We start from the raw sequence: 19,533 nt of genomic DNA, 5'->3' as shown, positions 1-19,533 counted from the left end.
ACCCCTTCAGTTTGAACATTTCTATTACATTAATATTTTATGAATGATAGTTTGGTGTTCTTATAGATGTATTCCATCTTTCTGAACATGATATAAAGGTAATTGTTCTCACAGATCATGTTATCTGTGAGAACAATCCCTATGTTACATAGGTACAGAGTTGTTATTTCCTTGCGCTGCTGCTTTTTCCGTACGAACAACAGAACGGTCGCATAATACAACGAATGGATAATAGATTACCATCGCAATTACAAAGTTGAATAACTGTAGAATTGCACCAGAAATATGTCCACCTGTTACAAGATAGCCACTAATAATTGGTGGTGTTGCCCATGGAATCATCACAACTGTTTTTGGTACCCAACCAATAGATATAGCTGTATAAGAAGTAATTACTAATACAATTGGTGTTAGGATAAACGGTAAGAATAAAATTGGATTTAAAATAATTGGTGTACCAAATATTACTGGTTCGTTAATATTGAATGCACCTGGTCCAATTGATAAACGAGATACACCGCGTAATTGTGCGCTCTTCGCTACAAGTAATACCACTACTAAGAACGCTAATGTTGCACCAGAACCACCAAGATATACGAAAGTATCGAAGAATGGTTTTGTAACAATGTTTGGAACATCAAATGCAGATGTTCCACCTTGGAATAACTTCATGTTTTTCTCTAATGCCGGTAAGTATAATGGCTCAATAATACCACCAACGATATTTGGACCATGTAAACCGAAGAACCAAAGAAGATGAACGAGAAGTACAATGACAATTGCACTTGGTAATGTCCCTGCTAAACTTTGCAGTGGTGATTGAATCGTATTAAAGATAAATTCATGAACACTTGTACCAGCTAATTTCACTGCTAATTGAATACCTGCAACTACTGTTAAGATAACAAATGCTGGAACTATAGCTGCGAAAGATCTTAAAACTGCTGGTGGTACTCCATCAGGCATTTTAAAAGTAATGTTTCTTTGTACAAAGAAACGGAATACTTCAGTAACAAGGAGTGCCACAATAATTGCTACGAATAACCCTTGTGCACCTGTCCAAGCTAAGTTCAATCCGCCTTCTTTCGGTGTTGTTGGCGTAAGAATAATTAACGCACCAAATGAAATAATACCTGCTGACAAACCATCAACGCCGTAAGATTTTGCTAAGTTATAACTTGTTGTAAATGCTATGATTAATGCTAGAATTGCGAAAGAACCAGTCCACATTCCACCGCCAACTTGTTTCCACGTTTCACCAAACAAACCTTTCATGAAATCTTGGAAAGCTTCAGATGGAAAACCATTAATTAATGATGCAAGTGCACCAACTAAAATAAGTGGCATAACTGCAATAAATCCATCACGGATCGCCGCTAAGTGACGTTGCGATCCAATTTTACCAGCGACAGGAACAATATATTTTTCCATGAATGCAATAAACTTTTGCATTTCGCTTCCCCCCCTAATTATTTTTTAAGTGTTAGTGCGTGATCTAAAACTGCTTCTCCATTCATCATGCCGTAGTGCATTGGGTTAATAACATCGATTCCAATGTTCTTCTCATCAGCAAGCGTTTTCATAGAAGAAAGCATGTAACGAACTTGTGGTCCTAGTAATAATACATCTGCTTGATCGATATTATTTTTTACTGCATCCCCAGATACAGCCCAAATCTTTCCTTCTAAACCACGAGCTTTTGCAGCCGCTTCCATTTTTGTAACTAGTAAACTTGTAGACATCCCTGCTGAGCAACATAATAAAATATTCATTTGAAAATCCCCCTTGTATAGTATAAAAAATTTATGTTATTTATTTTTCTTTACGCTATTTATTAATGCAATTAGCGTGCCAACTTTTTAAAACCAGTAAAATCAGCACTTTTTCGAGTATTTCCTTTGTGTGTTAACGCTTTCAATTAGTGTGTCACTCAAAAAACACACAGTGTGTTATAAAACAACACGCTTTTAACACATAACTGTATGAAGATAGATTAGTGTTTAGTTGTCTAGTTATGTTTAACATAAAAAAACACTAAAAAAATTTTTTAGCGTGAAAACAGAATAACGAAAAATATAATATTTCGACTCAAATCAAAAACAAATACCTACTCAAGATACTCGTCTAACTATCGTCCAGTCACAATCTATTAAATTACATAGAATAGAATAAAATAATACAATTCGAAAGGGGATTCCTATGCCAAAGCATAGAAAACTGAACAAAATAAAAGTTTATAGAATAACGAGCTTTAAAAAAGACAAGTCTTCTGAATTAGACTCTGACAAATTTGAGCTAGACAAGCAAGATACACAAAACAAACAGGACAAACAAGACAAACAAACACAATCGGAACCTATAATAGAAACAAATTCACACAACTTAGATATATGGGATGAAATTTCTTTAAAACAAATACAAGCTAGCGAGCATACGAGTTTATTTGAAGAAAAAAGCAATTATCAAAATATTAATTTGCTACAAGTAAGCGATATCCGTCTATATTTGGACAACCAACTACAATTTAGTTCCGTTGATGAACAAATTTATCATGAAGCGCTTGTTCACCCGATAATGTCCAAAGTCATTGATCCAAAACGTGTTCTCATATTAGGTGGCGGCGATGGCCTTGCCTTACGAGAAGTTTTGAAATATGAAACTGTGATGCATGTAGACCTTGTTGATTTAGACGAGGCGATGATTAATCTAGCTCGTAATGTACCAGAAATAGTCTCTTTAAACAAAAATGCATTTTTTGATGAGCGCGTAAATGTGCACGTATGTGATGCGAAAGAGTTTCTAAATTCTCCTTCCTCCTTATACGATGTAATTATTATTGATTTTCCTGATCCATCAACAGAATTATTAAGTACTTTATATACAAGCGAACTTTTTGCTCGTATAGCTACGTTCTTAACAGAAGATGGTGCTTTCGTCTGCCAATCTAATTCACCTGCTGATGCACCTCTTGTATATTGGAGTATCGGTAATACAATTGAAAATGCCGGATTAATTGTAAAAAGCTATCATATAATTGTTCCTTCTTTCGGAACGGACTGGGGATTTCATATTGCTGCTAACTCCTCACATGCACTCAATCAAATTGAACAATTATACGTAGTACCAACTCCTCGAACATTACCTTCTCTTCTTGCTCCTTTATTTCAATTTAAAGAAGAACATTTAGATCACCGTAACGATGCCGTTTTAAATTTAGAATCGAACCTTACCCTACATCATTGCTATCAACAAGAAATGCAATTTTGATGATATTTTAACTAAGGGGGGGACCAGCATATGGACTATTCTACGTTTGGCAGACATATAATAGTAGATTTATGGGGAGTAGATTTTCCCCTATTAAATGATATTCATTTTTTAGAGCATCATTTAGTTTCCGCTGCTGATTACTCTGGTGCAACTGTTTTAAGCGTAAACAAAAAAAAATTCCAGCCGTATGGCGTTACAGTATTAGTATTGCTATCCGAAAGTCACCTTTCTATTCACACGTATCCAGAGAAAAATTTTGCAGCAATTGATTGCTATACGTGCGGTACAACCGTTGAACCGCAAATAGCGATTGATTATATCGTAAATATATTAAAACCAAAAGAAATTCATATAAAAAAATTAATTCGTGGTATAGGAGACATCGTTACTACCGATTAACGATTACTCTTACTCATCCATGAAAAGGAGGATTGTAAATACCATCAGTGGAACGAAAGCTCCACTGATGGTACGCACACATACATAATTTTTTCATTTTAATTGATGATTTAATTTTTCTATTTTTCGTTTCCAATATAGTGTCATTACAAGCCATATAATGAAATAAATCATAATAAAGCTCCCTATACAAACAAGAATCGCACCGAAACGATTCGGAACCCACCCGATCCAAATGGCTGTAGGCAAAAATGTCCCTAGTAAAATGATAAAGTGAATACTTGTCTGTTTTACTATACTCCATTCTTCTTTTTCAAAAATAAATGAAGCAAAAGAAAAGATAAGCCCTACTATATTGGCTGTAACTAAATACGTAATTAATGTTTTCATTTCTACTGTTTCTACCCCTTTTACATAACCGATCCATAAAAACAATAGACTATATATCATCGCCATCCCTAATCCAAAAGCCGCTTTATTTATAACTCTATCAACCATCTCTTAACCTCCTCCTATATTTAAAGCCTCTTTAATAAGCGGTACATATTTCCTCGAAACATATTCTTTCGTTCCATTAGAAAAGTGAGCACACATGCTACCACTAAAAGACATTTCAAAGCTTTTTACATGCTCTAAATTCGCAAGTATCGACTTAGAAAACCTAGCAAAACGATTTCTAGCTAACTGTTCCTCTAATTCATATAAGCGAGCTTTCACCTCAAGACTCCCTTTCTTCGTTTGTGCCATAACTTTTCTTCCCTCTGTATAAAACCAATAAATATCATGTAAGTGCAACAAATAATATTGCTGATCTAACACACCAACAATTTGATTCGCATTTCCGCCTTCTATTATTTTTAAAAGTTGCTGAATTTCGTCCGTTACTTCTTTTGTTTTTATGATTATTTCTACATCTACTTGTGATGGGTCTAACTCGATGCGAACTTTCATCTATTCCCCACCCCCTTTATACTTTTATTTTTACATAAAATTGAAAATAATAAATGGAATCTTACGTAAGTGGTCTTCGTTTCGTCATAACAGTATCTTTTCAAAACATAAAAAAACCTTGCATACGCAAGGTTCATTCAGCTGCTGCCATCTTCCTATATAATTCTACAAATTCACTCGCTAATTCCTTTACCGTAATTGCATTCATTAAATGATCTTGTGCGTGCACCATCAGAAGGGTAACTTCTGTTTTTTCACCACCAGCTTCCTTCTGTATGAGTTCCGTTTGTACACGGTGTGCCTCTTGCAATTCATGTAAAGCTTCTTGCAACTTTGCCTCTGCTCCCTCGAAGTCTCCACGTTTTGCGCAATCAATTGCTTCCATTGAACAACTTCTTGCATTTCCTCCATGCAAAATTAAATGAAAAGTTTTCGTCTCTATCGTATCCATTTTAGTTCTTTACTCCCCCTGTTCTTCCGCCAATTTTTGTTTATCCCATATTTTTAAGAATGGTAAATAAATAAAGAATGCCAGTGCAAAGTTAATAAGCTGCAAAATAACACCAGAAATTTTACCCCCAGATGCTAAAGCATCCACTTTATAATACTCACCAAGTTTGTAAGCGATTCCAAAAACAGCTACTAAAGACATTATATTAAAAGTAGCACTGACTGGGTACCCTAAAGCTTTCTGCCACCACTAGGTTACAAATATATTTGTCTAGATTTCTAACTGTATGCCGAGCTCAAAAACAAAAATTTCTCGGTTTTCACGCTATTCCATCTATCGGTATTTTCCTAGTAAAGAAGACTCTAACTCGCTATAATGATTCAGTATGACTTTTTTTATAATCGATAGGAGGGTATATTTATGAAGGCATATCGCTTTCCACTTATTTTATTATCTTCTATCCTAATTGGTGGTTTCATTGGTTATTTCATGGGTGCTGATGCAGTTGTTTTAAAGCCGCTTGGTGACATTTTCTTAAACTTAATGTTTACGATTGTTGTACCTTTAGTGTTCTTTAGCATCGCGTCATCTATTGCTAATATGGATGGATTAAAACGTTTCGGTAAAATTATGTCTAGTATGGCTGGGACTTTCTTATTTACAAGTATTTTAGCTGCTATTTTTATGATTATCATCGTGAAAGTATTCCCGCCAGCACAAGGTGTTGTATTAGAACTAACACAACCTGATAAAGCTGAAAAAGCTGTTAGCGTTGCGGATCAAATCGTTGGTATTCTAACAGTATCTGACTTCTCGAAGTTACTATCTCGTGAAAATATGTTAGCTCTTATTTTCTTCTCTATCTTAATGGGGATTGCAACTTCAGCAGTTGGTGAAAAAGGAAAACCATTCGCTACATTCCTACAAGCTGGTGCAGAGATTTCAATGAAAGTCGTATCTTTCATTATGTACTACGCTCCAATCGGACTTGCTGCTTACTTCGCAGCATTAGTTGGTGAATTCGGACCACAACTTCTTGGAACTTACTTCCGAGCAGCAATGGTATATTATCCAGCTTCACTTATTTACTTCTTTGTATTCTTCACGTTCTATGCATACCTTGCAGGTCGCAAGCAAGGTGTTCAAATATTTTGGAAGAACATGGTCTCTCCTACAGTTACATCACTTGCAACTTGTAGTAGCGCCGCAAGTATTCCAGCGAACTTAGAAGCAACGAAGAAAATGGGTATTTCTTCAGACATTCGTGAAACAGTTGTCCTACTTGGGTCTACACTTCATAAAGACGGATCTGTTTTAGGCGGCGTATTAAAGATCGCTTTCTTATTCGGTATTTTCAACATGGAATTTGAAGGACCAAAAACATTAGCGATCGCACTTGTCGTTTCTCTATTAGTAGGAACGGTAATGGGCGCTATTCCAGGCGGTGGTATGATTGGTGAAATGTTAATCGTTTCTCTATACGGATTCCCGCCAGAAGCACTGCCAATTATCGCAGCAATTAGTACAATCATCGACCCTCCTGCAACGATGTTAAACGTAACAGCGGATAACGCTTGTGCCGTAATGACAGCTCGTCTTGTAGAAGGTAAGAACTGGATCAAAAATAAATTTGCTTAATAAATAGAAAGAGGATGCTCATTTTGGAGCATCCTCTTTTTGTCGTTATTTGTTGATAAGTCGATATCCCTTGTCGAAACGTCGATATATTGAAAAAATCGTTGATATATTTGAAGTTGTGATAGATATATCCGAAAAATCGTTGATATAATTTCATTCATCTCCTCCCGCCACAAATTTGTTAAAATCTTCACAAATATTCCACACCTCTCATCCATTCTCCGTACTATAATCATGTATGGAAAAGGAGATGGAGACCATGACACAAAGCGCACCAGAATTTAAAGTTTTGCAAAGCATTGCATTTCTTGCTGTCGTTTTGCAAAGTTCCTTATTATATACAATGAATCAAGGAAATGTCTTACTTGAACAATCCCTCATTATGGGTATGTTATTTAATCTCGCAAAATTTTCAGCACCTGCATTCATATTTATCGTTGGATTTCATTTAATTCGTCACTATACAAAGCAACTCGTATACAAAGAATATATTTATGAAAAAGCCACACACTTACTCATTCCTTATTTCTTTTGGTCTATTCTGTACTTATTAACAACAAACGACATGATTACATTACAAGGCGGAATAAAAAGTTTATTACTCGGAACGGCCGCACCTCATCTTTGGTACGTTATTATGATGTTCCAAATTCACTTATTGTTCCCTTTACTTTGCACACTATTTTATTGGTTTCAAAAACGAACAACAAATAAAAAAGACATATATAAATATATGACCATCTTTGCATGTCTATATTTCCTTTTAATGTGGTTCTCTTCCCACTACATTTTTAATGGAGAAAAATTAACGAGTTCGACCATTTTACATTATACAGATCGATCCTTTCTATTCTACTCATTCTATTTCGTTATGGGAGGCATTGCCGCTGTAGCACTAAAAACTTGGCGTCTATTCGTCATGAAACATATACCGCTTATCACAATATTATTTTTTATCTTATTTTTGTTTATCAATTATGAACTATTTAGCTTTTACGGAGCAAACTCTATTCATTTAACCGTTTCTACTTATTTAAAACCGTCCATGTTTTTATATATAGTCTGTGAAATTATGATACTGTACGTGTTATCTATTACAATTGTACAGCGCCGGGGTTTCTTATATAAAACGTTACGATTCATTGGAAACTACACGTATGGCGCTTATTTAGCACATTTTTTCTTCTTGCAACTATGTACAAAACTTCTTTCTTTATTCACACTGCAAGAAAATACTATATTATATAGCCTATTACTATTTGCATTAACAGCTGTTATATCTATTTCAACAATGGTCATTTGTAGCACACTACCATTTCATATATGGATTACAGGACCTTCTCCTACGACAAATATAAAATGGGCGAAGATTGCACTCCGAAAAAATCATGAAAAACTATTCAAACCATATATTTGATATAATTATACGCATATAAGAAAAGAAAGCAGGAGACATCTATGATTAATCAAGTTGGACAAATTATGCTATATGTAAATAACCAAGATGAAACCGTACAATTTTGGACAGAAAAAGTAGGGTTCCAAATCATCGCAGAAGAAAATAACGGAAAAGGATTTCGCTGGATTGAAATTGCACCAGCAAAAGAAGCCGGCACAAGCATCGTCCTTCACGATAAAGCGTTAATTGCGAAGATGCAGCCTGAATTAAATCTTAATACCCCTTCACTTATGTTCTTCTCTAACAACTTAGATCAGCTGTATAAAGATCTTTCTGAGAAAAACGTAACAGTTGGACAAGTTGTAGATTTACCTACTGGTAGAGCGTTCAACTTTGCAGATAATGAAAATAATTACTTTGCCGTAATGGAACGCAAATAAAAAATGGTTATCCTTTCACATATATATTTTGAAAGGATAACCATTTTATTTTTTACTCTTCTCTAATTCTATTTCAGCTAAAAGCGGCAAAACATTATCAAAAATATGTGTATTATTATTTTCACCTGTCACGTATCCACCGTAATATCTACTAAACACATTATCATTTCGGAATGTAGTCATTTGCTCATATAATTCCTTCGCAAAATTTGTATCACCTGTGTGTAGTACGTATAAAATTGTTAGCCCGTAAGCAGCTGGCGATTCATAATTCACCGTTTGTTTTCCCGTTTCTAAATTGTATCGACCGTATAACTTCCCGTCCTCCTGGAACTTCTTCTTTATAAATTCCAAATATGCATCTGATGAAAGACCACCTAAACTACGATGGTAAGCAACGTATGATTGGTCAATCAGATTCACTTCTTTATCGTATGTAAATGTACCACCTTCTTTATACTCTTTTGGGAATGCCCATCCATTTCTCGGATAATCAGCTAAAAACTGAATTACTTCTTGATACTGCTGAGCAGAAATTTTCTCGTACTTTTTCATATAAAAAAATGCGTGCGGGTTTATGTAAGATGTTGTTACAAAATTATTTTGTTTACCTGTATTTGCATCATAATAATCAACGTAATAATTACCTTTTTTATTATAACGAAGTACAGCATCACTCAATTGATCTGCAAGGTTTTTATAACGCTCTTCCTTGTACATTTCATAAGCACGATATAATTGTTCTATAATACGAAGATCATCTATAAGAGCATTTGTAGCTGACTGCATTTCTCCCTTTTCAGAGATTTTCCATACAACGATGCGATCCTTATGTAAAAAGTTATTTTGAATGACCTTTACTTGTTCATCAAATAACGCTTGATCGTCTTTATCAAGAGTATATTGTAGCCATAGTCCTGCCGATTCTGATAAAGCTTCACGGCCTTTTGCTTCCCCTATGCCAGCCTTTGTATCTGCTAAACGATATGTAGCAAGCGTCCCATTTTCATTCACCATATGTCTTAAAATAAAGTATTCTGTACGGTTTCCTTGTAAGGCTGACCAAAATACAATTCCACCTAAAGCGACTAAGAGCATAACTCCAATCCCTATATATATACGTTTCCGCAATCTTTTCACCTCCCTAATAAGGCTAACCTTAATTTTAACAGAACATACGTCAATTAAAAAAAGACAATCTATTAGATTGTCTCCCTCACCTTATCCCTCGTAAGCCTCTTTAGAAGGTCTATATAGCGATTCCACAAGCCGATCATATTCACGACGCGTAATTTCTTTATTGTACAACTTTAATAATAAATCTCTATGCTCTTTTGAAAATGCCATCTTTTTAATGACTTCAGGATACATAAAACACCATCTCCATTTCACATAAACTTCTTCATCCCGGAAACAGAACTCACGTTCGCATAAAAGATTATAAAAGATTCCTAAACAAAAAACAAACAAAATATTATCAAATATTCATTTCTTTTTCTTTGGAATATTCGAACACTTTATTACCATATTCACTTTTTAAATACACATATATTTTTGGCAGTTTATTGAATAAATCTTCCAATTCAATCAGAAAATAATGGTAAAAAAAGAAGAGGAGTTTACATATGGATACCGTAACATTAGCAAGAGCATTTTTTGGTTCTTCATTAGCATTCCACATTATCTTTGCAACACTTGGAGTCGGGCTTTCATTAATGATTTTCGTAAGCGAAATACTCTATCACTGGAAGAAAGATTCCGACTATGCCATTATGGCAAAAAGATGGACAAAGGCATTTGCAATCCTTCTTGGTGTAGCAATTCCAACTGGAACCATTGTCGGTGTACAAATCTCACTTCTGTGGCCCGGTTTTGCCAAAATTGTTGGACAAGTTATTTCTGTTCCCTTTCAAATTGAGATTTTCGCCTTCTTTCTAGAGGCTTTATTCATGTCTATTTACGTATATGCAGCTGATAGACTACCTCCATTTATGAGATTAGTATCACTCTTTTTCGTAATGCTTGGTGCCACGGCATCCGCCGTGCTTATTACATCAGCAAATACATGGATGAATACACCTGCAGGCTTTTCAATGGGGCCAGATGGGTCAGTTTTTAACGTGGATCCGTGGAAAGCTTTCTTTAATCCAAGCTTTGGCACAAGTGCATTCCACGTTGTTATTACGGCCTATGCAGCTGGGGCAGCTGTCATTGCCTCTATCGCTGGATTTAAATTATTAAGGAGAAATATAAGCGAACGTGAAATTGCTTACCATAAAAAAGGATTACTATTAGGACTTGTCGTTACATTCATCACAGGTGCTACGATGTGGATTTCAGGACACGAATCGGCGATCGCCTTACATAAGCACTCACCTGAAAAACTTGCATCTGCTGAAGCTTTGTTTGAAACGACATCGCACGCTCCTTTATCAATTGGTGGGGTTGTTGATCCGAATACACTTGAACTAAACTATGCACTCGAAATTCCAAACCTGCTCAGCTTATTAGTAGGGCTCGATCCTAGTACTGTCGTAAAAGGACTAAATGAATTCCCACAAGAAACGTGGCCACCATTTTATACACATACACTTTTCAACTTAATGGTCGGAGCTGCCTCCTTTACCTTTGCAGTTGCAGCAATCGCTCTCTTATATTGGTACTTTGTTTATCGAAAAAAAGGGACAGCGTTACCGAAGTGGCTTCTTTGGAGCACTGCCGCATGCGGGCCAGTTATGATGCTCGGCATTGAGTTCGGATGGATTTTCAGTTGTAGCGGTCGCCAGCCATGGACCATTTATGGGATGCAACGGACGATGGATGCTTCTACACGTGCTGATTTCGTCGGTCCTTTATTTGTTCTATTCATTATTTTATATATCGGACTCGCTATTTTAACCGTCTTTGTACTACGGACATTCTTTAAGAAACACCCGTTAAAGAATGATTTACATAACCAAGGAGGCGATTCTCGTGCATGAGGAAAGTATTGCAATCATCATCTTATGGGCTCTTATTTTTGTTTATAGTATATTAGGGTCCATTGATTTTGGGGCTGGTTTTTGGGGCATGGTATACGCGAAACATCCAACGCTTGCTGCGAAACTTGCGAATCGATACTTATCACCCACTTGGGAAGTAACCAATACCTTTCTCGTCTTTGTTGTTGTCGCTTTTCTCGGTTTCTTTCCGAAAGCAGCCTTTACCCTAGCAACCGTTATGTTCGTACCAGTTATGCTCATTCTAATACTCGTTGCCATTCGCAGTACATTTATGGTATTTGCTTATTCACTGCCAAAATACCAACATCTTCTTCGTATTATTTCAGGTATTACAGGGCTTTTAATTCCAGCTCTATTAATTACCGTTCTACCTGTTACAGAAGGTGCTTATATTACAATGTCGGAAGGAAAAGAAGTACTCCTTTATGGAAAACTTCTTTCTAGTCCTGTTATTTATTGCTATATGCTCTTCGGACTAACTTCGGAACTATTTCTATCCTCTCTCTTTCTTGCTGATTTTGCGAGAGAACAAGGTTCAGAAGATGCATATAAAATTTATAGAAGAAATGCCATCATACTCGGTCCTGCAACGCTCGTTACGGCTATTATCGCCCTCGTTGTAATGGACCCAGAAACACACTGGCTTATGGAAGGGCTAATAAAGCAATTCCAATGGTTTACCGTTTCTATCGTTTTATTCGTTATCGGGTACTCTTCACTTTGGTGGACAAACAAAAAGTACGACACACTTGGATTTCCGCGCATCGCCGTTTTAGCTGTCGTTGCTCAATATGGATTTGCAAGCTATGCTTACGGCATCGCCCATTTACCGTATATCATTTACCCGGACGTAACTGTATTTACAAGCTTTACGACACCTGAAACATTCTATGCACTGCTTATTTTATACGCAATTGGGATTGCAATTTTACTCCCAGGATTCATTTTCTTCTGGAATTTATTCTTGAAGGATCGAACTTTTTTAAAGGAAAAATAATATAGTGGGGGAGTCTGTTCCAAGAGGTATTTTGGGATAGACTCCCCTTGTCATGTTTTATCGGTAAATCGCTGGTATATTTTGAGTTACGCCGATATAAAATCCACTTACTATCCGACTGTCCACCAAATTTATAGACTCCTCTCACAATAGTTATTTCACTACTCGTGATACTTGTCCTATAGCATAAAAAACACATATTCACTTCATTCCATTATACGTCTAGTTCCTCTTATTTTTCACTGAATATACTACCAATATAAACCTTGAGACAAGCTACATTCGTTCAAGGAAAAATAGAAAGGTAGGCAAAATATGAGTACTGAAATATGGATTACTATTATTGTATTCTTCTTAACGATGATTGTTATCTTTTGGCGACCTCGTGGTTTAAATGAGGCGTGGCCAGCAGCAATTGGCGCTGGTATTATCCTGATTACTGGCCTTGTATCAAAACCAGACGTCATGGACATTATAAGTAAAATCGGAGGTGCCTCCATAACAATATTAGCGACCATCGTTATGGCGGTTATATTAGAAAGCTTCGGCTTCTTCCATTGGTCCGCAGCAAAACTAGCGAATTTAGCAAAAGGATCCGGTCACCGTTTATACTGGTATATTCAATTACTATGTTTCCTTATGACCCTTTTATTTAATAATGACGGCAGTATTTTAATTACAACTCCAATTTTAATTCTTCTTCTAAGAAATCTTCAATTAAAGCCTCATCAACAAATTCCTTATTTATTAAGTGGCGCTTTAATCGCTACTGCATCCAGTGCACCAATCGGTGTAAGTAATATCGTAAACTTAATTGCATTAAACATCGTCCATATGACTCTTTATATGCATACAGCTATGATGTTTGTACCAGCAACATTAGGACTACTGTTTATGTCATGGCTTATGTATACAGTTTTAAAGAAAAAACTTCCGAAAAGATTACCTGTTTCTTCATATGATATTGAAGAAATTTTCTTCACAAAGAACTTCCATCCACTTAAAGGAAAAAATTCTGTTGATACAAAACAAAAACGTACAAGATTTATGTTAAAAGTATTAGGTTTCGTCTTCCTTATGCGCTGTCTTCTATTCGTTGCATCCTTCTTATCGATCCCAATCGAAATTGTTGCTGTACTCGGTTCACTCGTTCTTCTCATTTGGAGATGGTACTACTTACGAACAAACCCAGTCGATATTTTGAAAAAGACACCGTGGCACATTTTAATTTTCGCTTTCTCTATGTATGTAATTATTTACGGGCTTCACAATGCAGGATTAACAGCAGCACTTGTAAATTGGCTCGAGCCAGTTGTAAATCAACATCTACTCTATGCAAGCTTTGCGATGGGTGGACTTGTATCTATCCTCTCCAACCTCTTCAATAATCACCCTGCCCTTATGATTGGTACCATTACATTAACAGAAATGGGATTAGATCCAGTCACATTAAAAACTATCTATCTCGCAAATATCATTGGTAGTGACATCGGTTCACTATTATTACCAATCGGTACGCTAGCTTCTCTCATTTGGATGTATATACTAAGACAAAACAAAATTAAAGTGAAATGGAAAGACTATTTAAGCGTATCTCTCATCGTTATCCCACTCACAACCGTCGTCACATTATTCCTCTTATACTACTGGGTACACTTATTCTTCACCTTATAAAAATAGAAGCCCCCTTTGCTACCGTCTTAGCAAAGGGGGCTTCTTCTATATAATTAAGTTAGGTACTACAGTGTGATCAATCAAGTAAAGAGGTGTAACGTGTTATTGATATAAATGACTACCAGTATCTTTAAATTCTTTCGCTTTCTCTTTCATCCCTTTTTCAATGGCTTCTGTCGTTTCTAAATCATTTTCTTTCGCATATTCACGAATATCATGTGAAATTCTCATACTACAAAACTTCGGTCCACACATCGAACAGAAATGAGCTGTTTTCGCTCCTTCTGCCGGCAACGTTTCATCGTGATATTCCATCGCGCGTTCAGGATCTAAAGATAGATTAAATTGATCACGCCAACGGAATTCGAAGCGTGCTTTTGAAAGTGCATCATCACGCTGATGAGCCGTTTTGTGCCCTTTCGCAAGATCAGCCGCATGTGCTGCAATTTTGTACGTAATAACCCCTGTGCGAACATCATCTTTATTTGGCAATCCTAAATGTTCTTTCGGCGTTACATAACAAAGCATCGCCGTTCCGAACCAGCCAATCATTGCAGCTCCAATTGCCGATGTAATATGGTCATAACCTGGTGCAATATCTGTCGTTAACGGTCCAAGTGTATAGAATGGCGCGCCCTGACAAATATCAAGTTCTTTCTCCATATTCTCTTTAATTAAATGCATTGGTACATGCCCAGGTCCTTCAATCATAACTTGCACATCATGCTTCCAAGCAATTTTCGTTAATTCACCAAGTGTTTCAAGCTCAGAAAATTGTGCTTCGTCATTTGCATCTGCAATCGACCCTGGACGTAATCCATCTCCTAGAGAGAACGAAACATCATACTGCTTCATAATTTCACAAATCTCTTCAAAATGAGTATAGAGGAAGTTTTCTTTATGATGGAATAAACACCACTGCGCCATAATTGAACCACCACGCGAAACAATACCTGTCGTACGCTTTGCCGTAATTGGAATGTAACGAAGTAATACACCTGCGTGAATCGTAAAGTAATCAACGCCTTGCTCCGCTTGCTCAATTAACGTATCACGATACACTTCCCACGTTAAATCTTCTGCAATTCCGTTTACCTTTTCAAGCGCTTGATAAATCGGCACTGTTCCAACTGGTACCGGTGCGTTACGAATAATCCACTCACGCGTCGTATGAATGTTTTTACCTGTAGATAAATCCATAATCGTATCTGCACCCCAGCGAGTCGCCCACGTCATCTTCTCTACTTCTTCTGCAATAGAAGAAGATACAGCAGAGTTTCCGATATTTGCATTGACCTTCACGTGGAAGTTACGCCCGATAATCATCGGTTCTGCTTCCGGATGGTTAATATTCGCTGGTAAAATAGCGCGCCCTTCTGCGATTTCCTTACGAACAAACTCAGGCTCTACTCCTTCACGAATCGCAACGTATTCCATCTCAGACGTAATAATACCGTTACGCGCATAATGCATTTGCGTTACATTGGCACCTTGCTTCGCTCTAAGCGGCTGGCGATTCATTTGCGGGAAAACAGGTGTATGTTTCGAAGCCACTTTCACACCGTCATCCTCTGGTTTCACCTCACGCCCTTCGTATGCCTCTACATCCCCGCGCTCCACGATCCAAGAATGGCGCGGCGCCTGCAACCCCTTTTCCAGCTCCACTTTATACTCGGGATCCGTATAAGGACCGCTCGTATCATACACACGGATTGGTGGATTTTGGACGCCGTTCGTTTCGCTTTGTTCAATCTCACGCATCGGCACTTTCATACCTGCGCGCGGTCCATCCACATATACTTTCTTACTCCCTGGTAAACTCGATTTCAATTCAATTTGCTCAGCCGAAACAGATTGTTTCATAACTTTTGTTGCCCCCTGTTCGTGACAAGGACGAGATATGGCCAGCGCATGCCAAAATAAAAAGAGCCAGGTCCATAAAAAAATAAGGACCTGGCTCATAAAAGACATCATTATGTAAAGCCGTTAACTTCCCTACGCTGGTACGAGCCAGATCAGGTCCAAAGGGTTAAGAAGTTCACACGCTTCTCTCTCAGCCTACGCATACGTTAGGCACCCCTAGTTTATCACTGATTTAATTTTCAATACTTTCCCATCATACACGATAATCCGAAAAATGCAAACTTTATTTCTTTTGTCACTTATGGAATCATCCACGTTAAATAATATGCTTGAACATACGTCATAATACCAACAATAATGACGAAGAACAAACTATGTTTCACCGTGAAGCGGAACAAGTCTGATTCTTTTCCAGCAAGTCCAACTGCCGCACAAGCAATTGCAATCGATTGCGGAGAAATCATTTTCCCTGTTACACCGCCCGTTGTATTTGCTGCAACGAGAAGTACTTCAGATACACCGACTTGCTGCGCTGTAATTGCTTGTAAATTCGAGAACAGTGCATTCGCTGACGTATCGGAACCTGTTAAGAATACGCCAATCCACCCTAAGAATGGGGAGAAGAACGGGAATAATCCGCCAGTTCCAGCTAGTGCTAATGCTAGTGTAGAAGATAGACCAGAATAGTTTGCGATAAAGGCAAACCCTAATACGAATCCGATTGATAGAATTGGCATCTTAAGTTCGTTTAACGTTTCTTTAAATGTCGCTACTGCATCTTTTGCACTCATTTTCAAAATAAAGATAGAAATGATACAAGCAATTAAGATTGCTGTTCCTGTTGCTGATACTACGTCAAACTTCAAAATTGCCTCGTAAGGCGTCGGTTTATTTACAATTGGCTCCGCCTTCATTACTAAATTGTGTAAACCTGGTACCTCAAACTTAAATACAAGACTCTCTAATGCGCCCCCCGGAGCGAATAACGATTTAAAGAAACTTTGGCTCCAAATGACTACCATCACAGTTAAAATAATGAACGGAGACCATGCTTTTACTACTTTTCCTACTGTTAGTTTCGGCATATCTGCCGTCGTTGTTGCTGCTGCTACTTCACCATCCGCTTGCTTCGATTGATAAATCTCTTTCGGCTGCCAAACTTTTAAGAATAGCGATAAACTTACTAAACTTACAAGCGCTGATGTAATATCCGGAAGTTCTGGTCCTAAGAATGTCGCTGTAATGAATTGTGTAATTGCAAATGAACTACCCGCTACAAATAACGCAGGCCAAGTTTGTTTTACACCTTTAAATCCATCCATTAAAAATACGATAAAGAACGGAACAAATAATGATAAGAACGGTAACTGATGTCCAGCCATTTGTCCGATTTTATGCGGATCAATACCTGTTACTTGTCCAGCAACTGTAATTGGAATTCCCATTGCCCCGAACGCTACCGGTGCCGTATTTGCAATTAAACAAAGACCAGCTGCATATAAAGGATTTAATCCAAGACCTGCAAGAAGCGCCGCCGTAATCGCTACTGGGGCCCCAAACCCTGCTGCTCCTTCCAAAAATGCTCCAAATGAAAATCCGATTAAAATAACGAGTAAACGGTGATCATTTGTAATAGATAATACAGATGCACGAATCACATCGAATTGACCCGTTTTCACAGAAATTTTATATAAAAATACCGACATAATGATGATCCAAGCAATTGGCCATAATCCGTATAAGAAACCGTATCCGGTCGCTGCCATCGCCATCGTGAACGGCATCTTATAAGCGAATAACGCTACTAAAATCGTAAGTACAACTGTAATAAATCCTGCCACATACCCCTTCATGCGGAAAACTGCTAAAGCTAAGAAAAAAAAGATAATCGGAATAAGTGCGACCGCCGCCGAAATCCAAATGTTGCCGAACGGATCATAAACTTGTGTCCATGTGTTCATTGTTCTCTCCGATACGATAAACTTAACTAAATCTATACAATTCAATCAAATTTATACAAGTTAGTGCTTCATCGTGTTCTCGCAGCCCCAAAGGGACGAGGGGTATAACACTCCACACGAGGCAGTATCGTTACCTCCTATTATCAAGCATTTATTTTACCCATCTTGATAAATTTATCGCAGCATTTACATCCCTATCGTGATAACTATTGCATGAAGCACAACGCCATTCACGAATCTTTACACTCCACTGTCCTTCTGGTTGAACTGAATGGTCGTATTTAACGCCGCAACATGAGCAAATCTTGCTTGAAGCGAACCATTTATCAGCTTTTACATACGCAATGCCGTACTTCTCGCACTTGTATGACAAACATTGAAAGAAGAAGTTTAATTTTTGAAATGAAAATGCTTTCGATAGTTTTTTGTTTTTTAACAGGTTTGAAATAGATAAGTCTTCCACAACAATCCTCATTGGTTTGGTTTTCACCAATTTAGCTGTTGCTTGATGGATATGGTTATTTTGGATATTCGTAATTTTCCTAGATAACCGCAGGTGCTCCGCTTTCGCTTTTTCATATCCGGCAGATTGAATTTTCACACCTTTTTTAAATCTCTTAGACATATCTCTTTGCGCTGACTTTTTCCTTTTCAAAAGCTTTTTAACCTTGGCGTCTTTGTTTATATTTCGTTCTTTCGTACCATTAGAAGCTACAAACAGCTCTTTTAAACCAACATCCACACCGATTGACTCATTGGTTAGTTCTTGTGATTCAAAGTCTTCTTGGAACCCCACACTAATCCACCAGTGACGACCATCAAATGTAACTCTTGGATTGGATGGTTTTTTATTTCTTGGTAGTTGTTGGCTTGTTTTCACTTCTCCAATAGACTGAATATGAACGACTTTTTTTCCTATAATCAGTCTTTCATAATTGGCATAAAATCCTTGGATCAAATCTTTTTTGGATTTATAAGAAGTGTGAGAACCATTTTTGTACTTTTTGAACGAATTTTTTCTAGCCGTATCAAAATCTTTTGAAGCCTGTTTAGGAACTTGTGCATTAATGTCTTTTAACCACTCATATCTCTTTCGCTTCTTGATCTTTGTAAATCGTTTCTGTAAAGCTAACTGTGAAACAGATTTTCCAAATAGCTTATAGTATCTATCACTCATTCTTTTACAATAGTTATAAGCGAATCTTGCAGCGCCAGCATGATTTCTAAGCACCTTTTCTTGTTCAGGCGTTGGAATTAGTCTAACTTTCTTCGCCAATATCATCAGAATGTAACTCCTTTAATGAAAGATTTGTTCTTCTGAATCGTAGCGTGTTCCACCAGCGTTCTCCTGAGACTACTTGGATGCAAACCTGTTAATTCTGATACTTGACTAACTCGTAAAAACTTCATTATTATTCTTACCTCATTGAATCTAACATAGCACGTACGTTCGATAGATTCAATGAATTTTGATAGATTTAATTAAAT

19 protein-coding genes and 1 riboswitch are annotated in these 19,533 nt (G+C 37.2%); of the genes, 8 read left to right on the top strand and 11 right to left on the bottom strand.

All coding sequences use genetic code 11. The features are described 5' to 3' along the window. Positions 1 to 144: 144 nt before the first annotated feature. A complete protein-coding gene (celB, locus tag COE49_RS00760; protein ID WP_088232952.1) occupies positions 145 to 1,452 on the bottom strand; it encodes a PTS cellobiose transporter subunit IIC in 1,308 nt (435 codons plus the stop codon). Positions 1,453 to 1,469: 17 nt separating this feature from the next. After that, a complete protein-coding gene (locus tag COE49_RS00755; RefSeq protein ID WP_071710056.1) occupies positions 1,470 to 1,772 on the bottom strand; it encodes a PTS sugar transporter subunit IIB in 303 nt (100 codons plus the stop codon). Between the two features lie 427 nt (positions 1,773 to 2,199). Between COE49_RS00755 and COE49_RS00750 the strand changes: the two genes are divergently transcribed. Together COE49_RS00750 and speD are read left to right on the top strand one after the other, a co-directional pair. After that, a complete protein-coding gene (locus tag COE49_RS00750; RefSeq protein ID WP_098945652.1) occupies positions 2,200 to 3,267 on the top strand; it encodes a polyamine aminopropyltransferase in 1,068 nt (355 codons plus the stop codon). A 30-nt stretch (positions 3,268 to 3,297) separates the two neighbouring features. Then, positions 3,298 to 3,669, top strand: coding sequence for an adenosylmethionine decarboxylase (gene speD / locus COE49_RS00745; RefSeq protein ID WP_088232951.1), 372 nt, complete (start codon positions 3,298 to 3,300; stop codon positions 3,667 to 3,669). Positions 3,670 to 3,762: 93 nt separating this feature from the next. On the opposite strand, the gene COE49_RS00740 is transcribed toward speD, so the two are convergent. The 4 genes from COE49_RS00740 to COE49_RS00725 all read right to left on the bottom strand — a co-directional run bounded on the left by COE49_RS00740 (position 3,763) and on the right by COE49_RS00725 (position 5,218). Further along, on the bottom strand, positions 3,763 to 4,167 hold the full coding sequence (locus COE49_RS00740) for a DUF3021 domain-containing protein (RefSeq protein WP_088232950.1): 405 nt from the start codon (positions 4,165 to 4,167) through the stop codon (positions 3,763 to 3,765). 3 nt (positions 4,168 to 4,170) lie between these two features. Further along, the gene (locus tag COE49_RS00735) at positions 4,171 to 4,620 is read right to left on the bottom strand and encodes a LytTR family DNA-binding domain-containing protein (protein ID WP_088232949.1); all 450 of its coding nucleotides are present in this window, start codon (positions 4,618 to 4,620) and stop codon (positions 4,171 to 4,173) included. 133 nt (positions 4,621 to 4,753) lie between these two features. Then, positions 4,754 to 5,071, bottom strand: a complete 318-nt coding sequence (locus tag COE49_RS00730; RefSeq protein WP_088232948.1) for a PTS sugar transporter subunit IIA — start codon at positions 5,069 to 5,071, stop codon at positions 4,754 to 4,756. 9 nt (positions 5,072 to 5,080) lie between these two features. Then, a complete protein-coding gene (locus COE49_RS00725; RefSeq protein ID WP_176550885.1) occupies positions 5,081 to 5,218 on the bottom strand; it encodes a hypothetical protein in 138 nt (45 codons plus the stop codon). Between the two features lie 273 nt (positions 5,219 to 5,491). On the opposite strand from COE49_RS00725, the gene COE49_RS00720 reads away from it, so the two are divergent. The 3 genes from COE49_RS00720 to COE49_RS00705 all read left to right on the top strand — a co-directional run bounded on the left by COE49_RS00720 (position 5,492) and on the right by COE49_RS00705 (position 8,548). Then, the gene (locus COE49_RS00720; RefSeq protein ID WP_088232946.1) at positions 5,492 to 6,709 is read left to right on the top strand and encodes a dicarboxylate/amino acid:cation symporter; all 1,218 of its coding nucleotides are present in this window, start codon (positions 5,492 to 5,494) and stop codon (positions 6,707 to 6,709) included. Between the two features lie 259 nt (positions 6,710 to 6,968). Beyond that, complete coding sequence (locus COE49_RS00710) at positions 6,969 to 8,126, top strand: acyltransferase (RefSeq protein WP_088232944.1); 1,158 nt, start codon at positions 6,969 to 6,971, stop codon at positions 8,124 to 8,126. Between the two features lie 41 nt (positions 8,127 to 8,167). Beyond that, positions 8,168 to 8,548: a VOC family protein gene (locus tag COE49_RS00705; RefSeq protein ID WP_088232943.1), complete on the top strand. Its 381-nt coding sequence runs from the start codon at positions 8,168 to 8,170 to the stop codon at positions 8,546 to 8,548. A gap of 45 nt (positions 8,549 to 8,593) precedes the next feature. Here the strand turns inward: COE49_RS00705 and COE49_RS00700 are convergent, their stop codons facing one another. Together COE49_RS00700 and COE49_RS27470 are read right to left on the bottom strand one after the other, a co-directional pair. Next, on the bottom strand, positions 8,594 to 9,679 hold the full coding sequence (locus COE49_RS00700; protein ID WP_098945651.1) for a transcriptional regulator: 1,086 nt from the start codon (positions 9,677 to 9,679) through the stop codon (positions 8,594 to 8,596). 90 nt (positions 9,680 to 9,769) lie between these two features. Beyond that, positions 9,770 to 9,919: a hypothetical protein gene (locus tag COE49_RS27470; protein WP_000283175.1), complete on the bottom strand. Its 150-nt coding sequence runs from the start codon at positions 9,917 to 9,919 to the stop codon at positions 9,770 to 9,772. A 254-nt stretch (positions 9,920 to 10,173) separates the two neighbouring features. Between COE49_RS27470 and cydA the strand changes: the two genes are divergently transcribed. From cydA to COE49_RS00680, 3 genes are all read left to right on the top strand, one after another. After that, positions 10,174 to 11,529: a cytochrome ubiquinol oxidase subunit I gene (gene cydA, locus COE49_RS00690; RefSeq protein WP_088232941.1), complete on the top strand. Its 1,356-nt coding sequence runs from the start codon at positions 10,174 to 10,176 to the stop codon at positions 11,527 to 11,529. After that, positions 11,522 to 12,547: a cytochrome d ubiquinol oxidase subunit II gene (locus tag COE49_RS00685; RefSeq protein WP_088232940.1), complete on the top strand. Its 1,026-nt coding sequence runs from the start codon at positions 11,522 to 11,524 to the stop codon at positions 12,545 to 12,547. Before cydA ends, COE49_RS00685 begins: the two co-directional genes overlap by 8 nt. Before the next feature lie 315 nt (positions 12,548 to 12,862). Beyond that, positions 12,863 to 14,221, top strand: a complete 1,359-nt coding sequence (locus COE49_RS00680; RefSeq protein ID WP_088232939.1) for an arsenic transporter — start codon at positions 12,863 to 12,865, stop codon at positions 14,219 to 14,221. Between the two features lie 102 nt (positions 14,222 to 14,323). Here the strand turns inward: COE49_RS00680 and thiC are convergent, their stop codons facing one another. From thiC to COE49_RS00665, 3 genes are all read right to left on the bottom strand, one after another. Beyond that, entirely contained in the window at positions 14,324 to 16,084 is a 1,761-nt protein-coding gene (gene thiC / locus COE49_RS00675; RefSeq protein ID WP_088232938.1) for a phosphomethylpyrimidine synthase ThiC, read from the bottom strand. A 112-nt stretch (positions 16,085 to 16,196) separates the two neighbouring features. Further along, a riboswitch (TPP riboswitch) is annotated at positions 16,197 to 16,312 on the bottom strand. Between the two features lie 71 nt (positions 16,313 to 16,383). Then, on the bottom strand, positions 16,384 to 18,045 hold the full coding sequence (lldP, locus tag COE49_RS00670; RefSeq protein WP_088232937.1) for an L-lactate permease: 1,662 nt from the start codon (positions 18,043 to 18,045) through the stop codon (positions 16,384 to 16,386). Positions 18,046 to 18,196: 151 nt separating this feature from the next. Continuing rightward, a complete protein-coding gene (locus COE49_RS00665; RefSeq protein WP_098945650.1) occupies positions 18,197 to 19,327 on the bottom strand; it encodes an RNA-guided endonuclease InsQ/TnpB family protein in 1,131 nt (376 codons plus the stop codon). Between the last annotated feature and the right edge of the window lie 206 nt (positions 19,328 to 19,533).

The organism is Bacillus sp. AFS029637 (assembly GCF_002584985.1).
Lineage (GTDB): Bacteria > Bacillota > Bacilli > Bacillales > Bacillaceae_G > Bacillus_A.
This window is presented reverse-complemented; position numbering and strand designations above follow the sequence as displayed.

What these genes read in the sequence shown, in the direction of transcription:
- celB (WP_088232952.1), bottom strand. Translation starts at nt 1,452, where the DNA reads ATGCAAAAGTTTATTGCATTCATGGAAAAATATATTGTTCCTGTCGCT.
- COE49_RS27470 (WP_000283175.1), bottom strand. Translation starts at nt 9,919, where the DNA reads ATGTATCCTGAAGTCATTAAAAAGATGGCATTTTCAAAAGAGCATAGA.
- cydA (WP_088232941.1), top strand. Translation starts at nt 10,174, where the DNA reads ATGGATACCGTAACATTAGCAAGAGCATTTTTTGGTTCTTCATTAGCA.
- COE49_RS00720 (WP_088232946.1), top strand. Translation starts at nt 5,492, where the DNA reads ATGAAGGCATATCGCTTTCCACTTATTTTATTATCTTCTATCCTAATT.
- COE49_RS00755 (WP_071710056.1), bottom strand. Translation starts at nt 1,772, where the DNA reads ATGAATATTTTATTATGTTGCTCAGCAGGGATGTCTACAAGTTTACTA.
- lldP (WP_088232937.1), bottom strand. Translation starts at nt 18,045, where the DNA reads ATGAACACATGGACACAAGTTTATGATCCGTTCGGCAACATTTGGATT.
- COE49_RS00730 (WP_088232948.1), bottom strand. Translation starts at nt 5,071, where the DNA reads ATGGATACGATAGAGACGAAAACTTTTCATTTAATTTTGCATGGAGGA.
- COE49_RS00680 (WP_088232939.1), top strand. Translation starts at nt 12,863, where the DNA reads ATGAGTACTGAAATATGGATTACTATTATTGTATTCTTCTTAACGATG.
- COE49_RS00665 (WP_098945650.1), bottom strand. Translation starts at nt 19,327, where the DNA reads ATGATATTGGCGAAGAAAGTTAGACTAATTCCAACGCCTGAACAAGAA.
- COE49_RS00705 (WP_088232943.1), top strand. Translation starts at nt 8,168, where the DNA reads ATGATTAATCAAGTTGGACAAATTATGCTATATGTAAATAACCAAGAT.
- COE49_RS00735 (WP_088232949.1), bottom strand. Translation starts at nt 4,620, where the DNA reads ATGAAAGTTCGCATCGAGTTAGACCCATCACAAGTAGATGTAGAAATA.
- thiC (WP_088232938.1), bottom strand. Translation starts at nt 16,084, where the DNA reads ATGAAACAATCTGTTTCGGCTGAGCAAATTGAATTGAAATCGAGTTTA.
- COE49_RS00710 (WP_088232944.1), top strand. Translation starts at nt 6,969, where the DNA reads ATGACACAAAGCGCACCAGAATTTAAAGTTTTGCAAAGCATTGCATTT.
- speD (WP_088232951.1), top strand. Translation starts at nt 3,298, where the DNA reads ATGGACTATTCTACGTTTGGCAGACATATAATAGTAGATTTATGGGGA.
- COE49_RS00750 (WP_098945652.1), top strand. Translation starts at nt 2,200, where the DNA reads ATGCCAAAGCATAGAAAACTGAACAAAATAAAAGTTTATAGAATAACG.
- COE49_RS00740 (WP_088232950.1), bottom strand. Translation starts at nt 4,167, where the DNA reads ATGGTTGATAGAGTTATAAATAAAGCGGCTTTTGGATTAGGGATGGCG.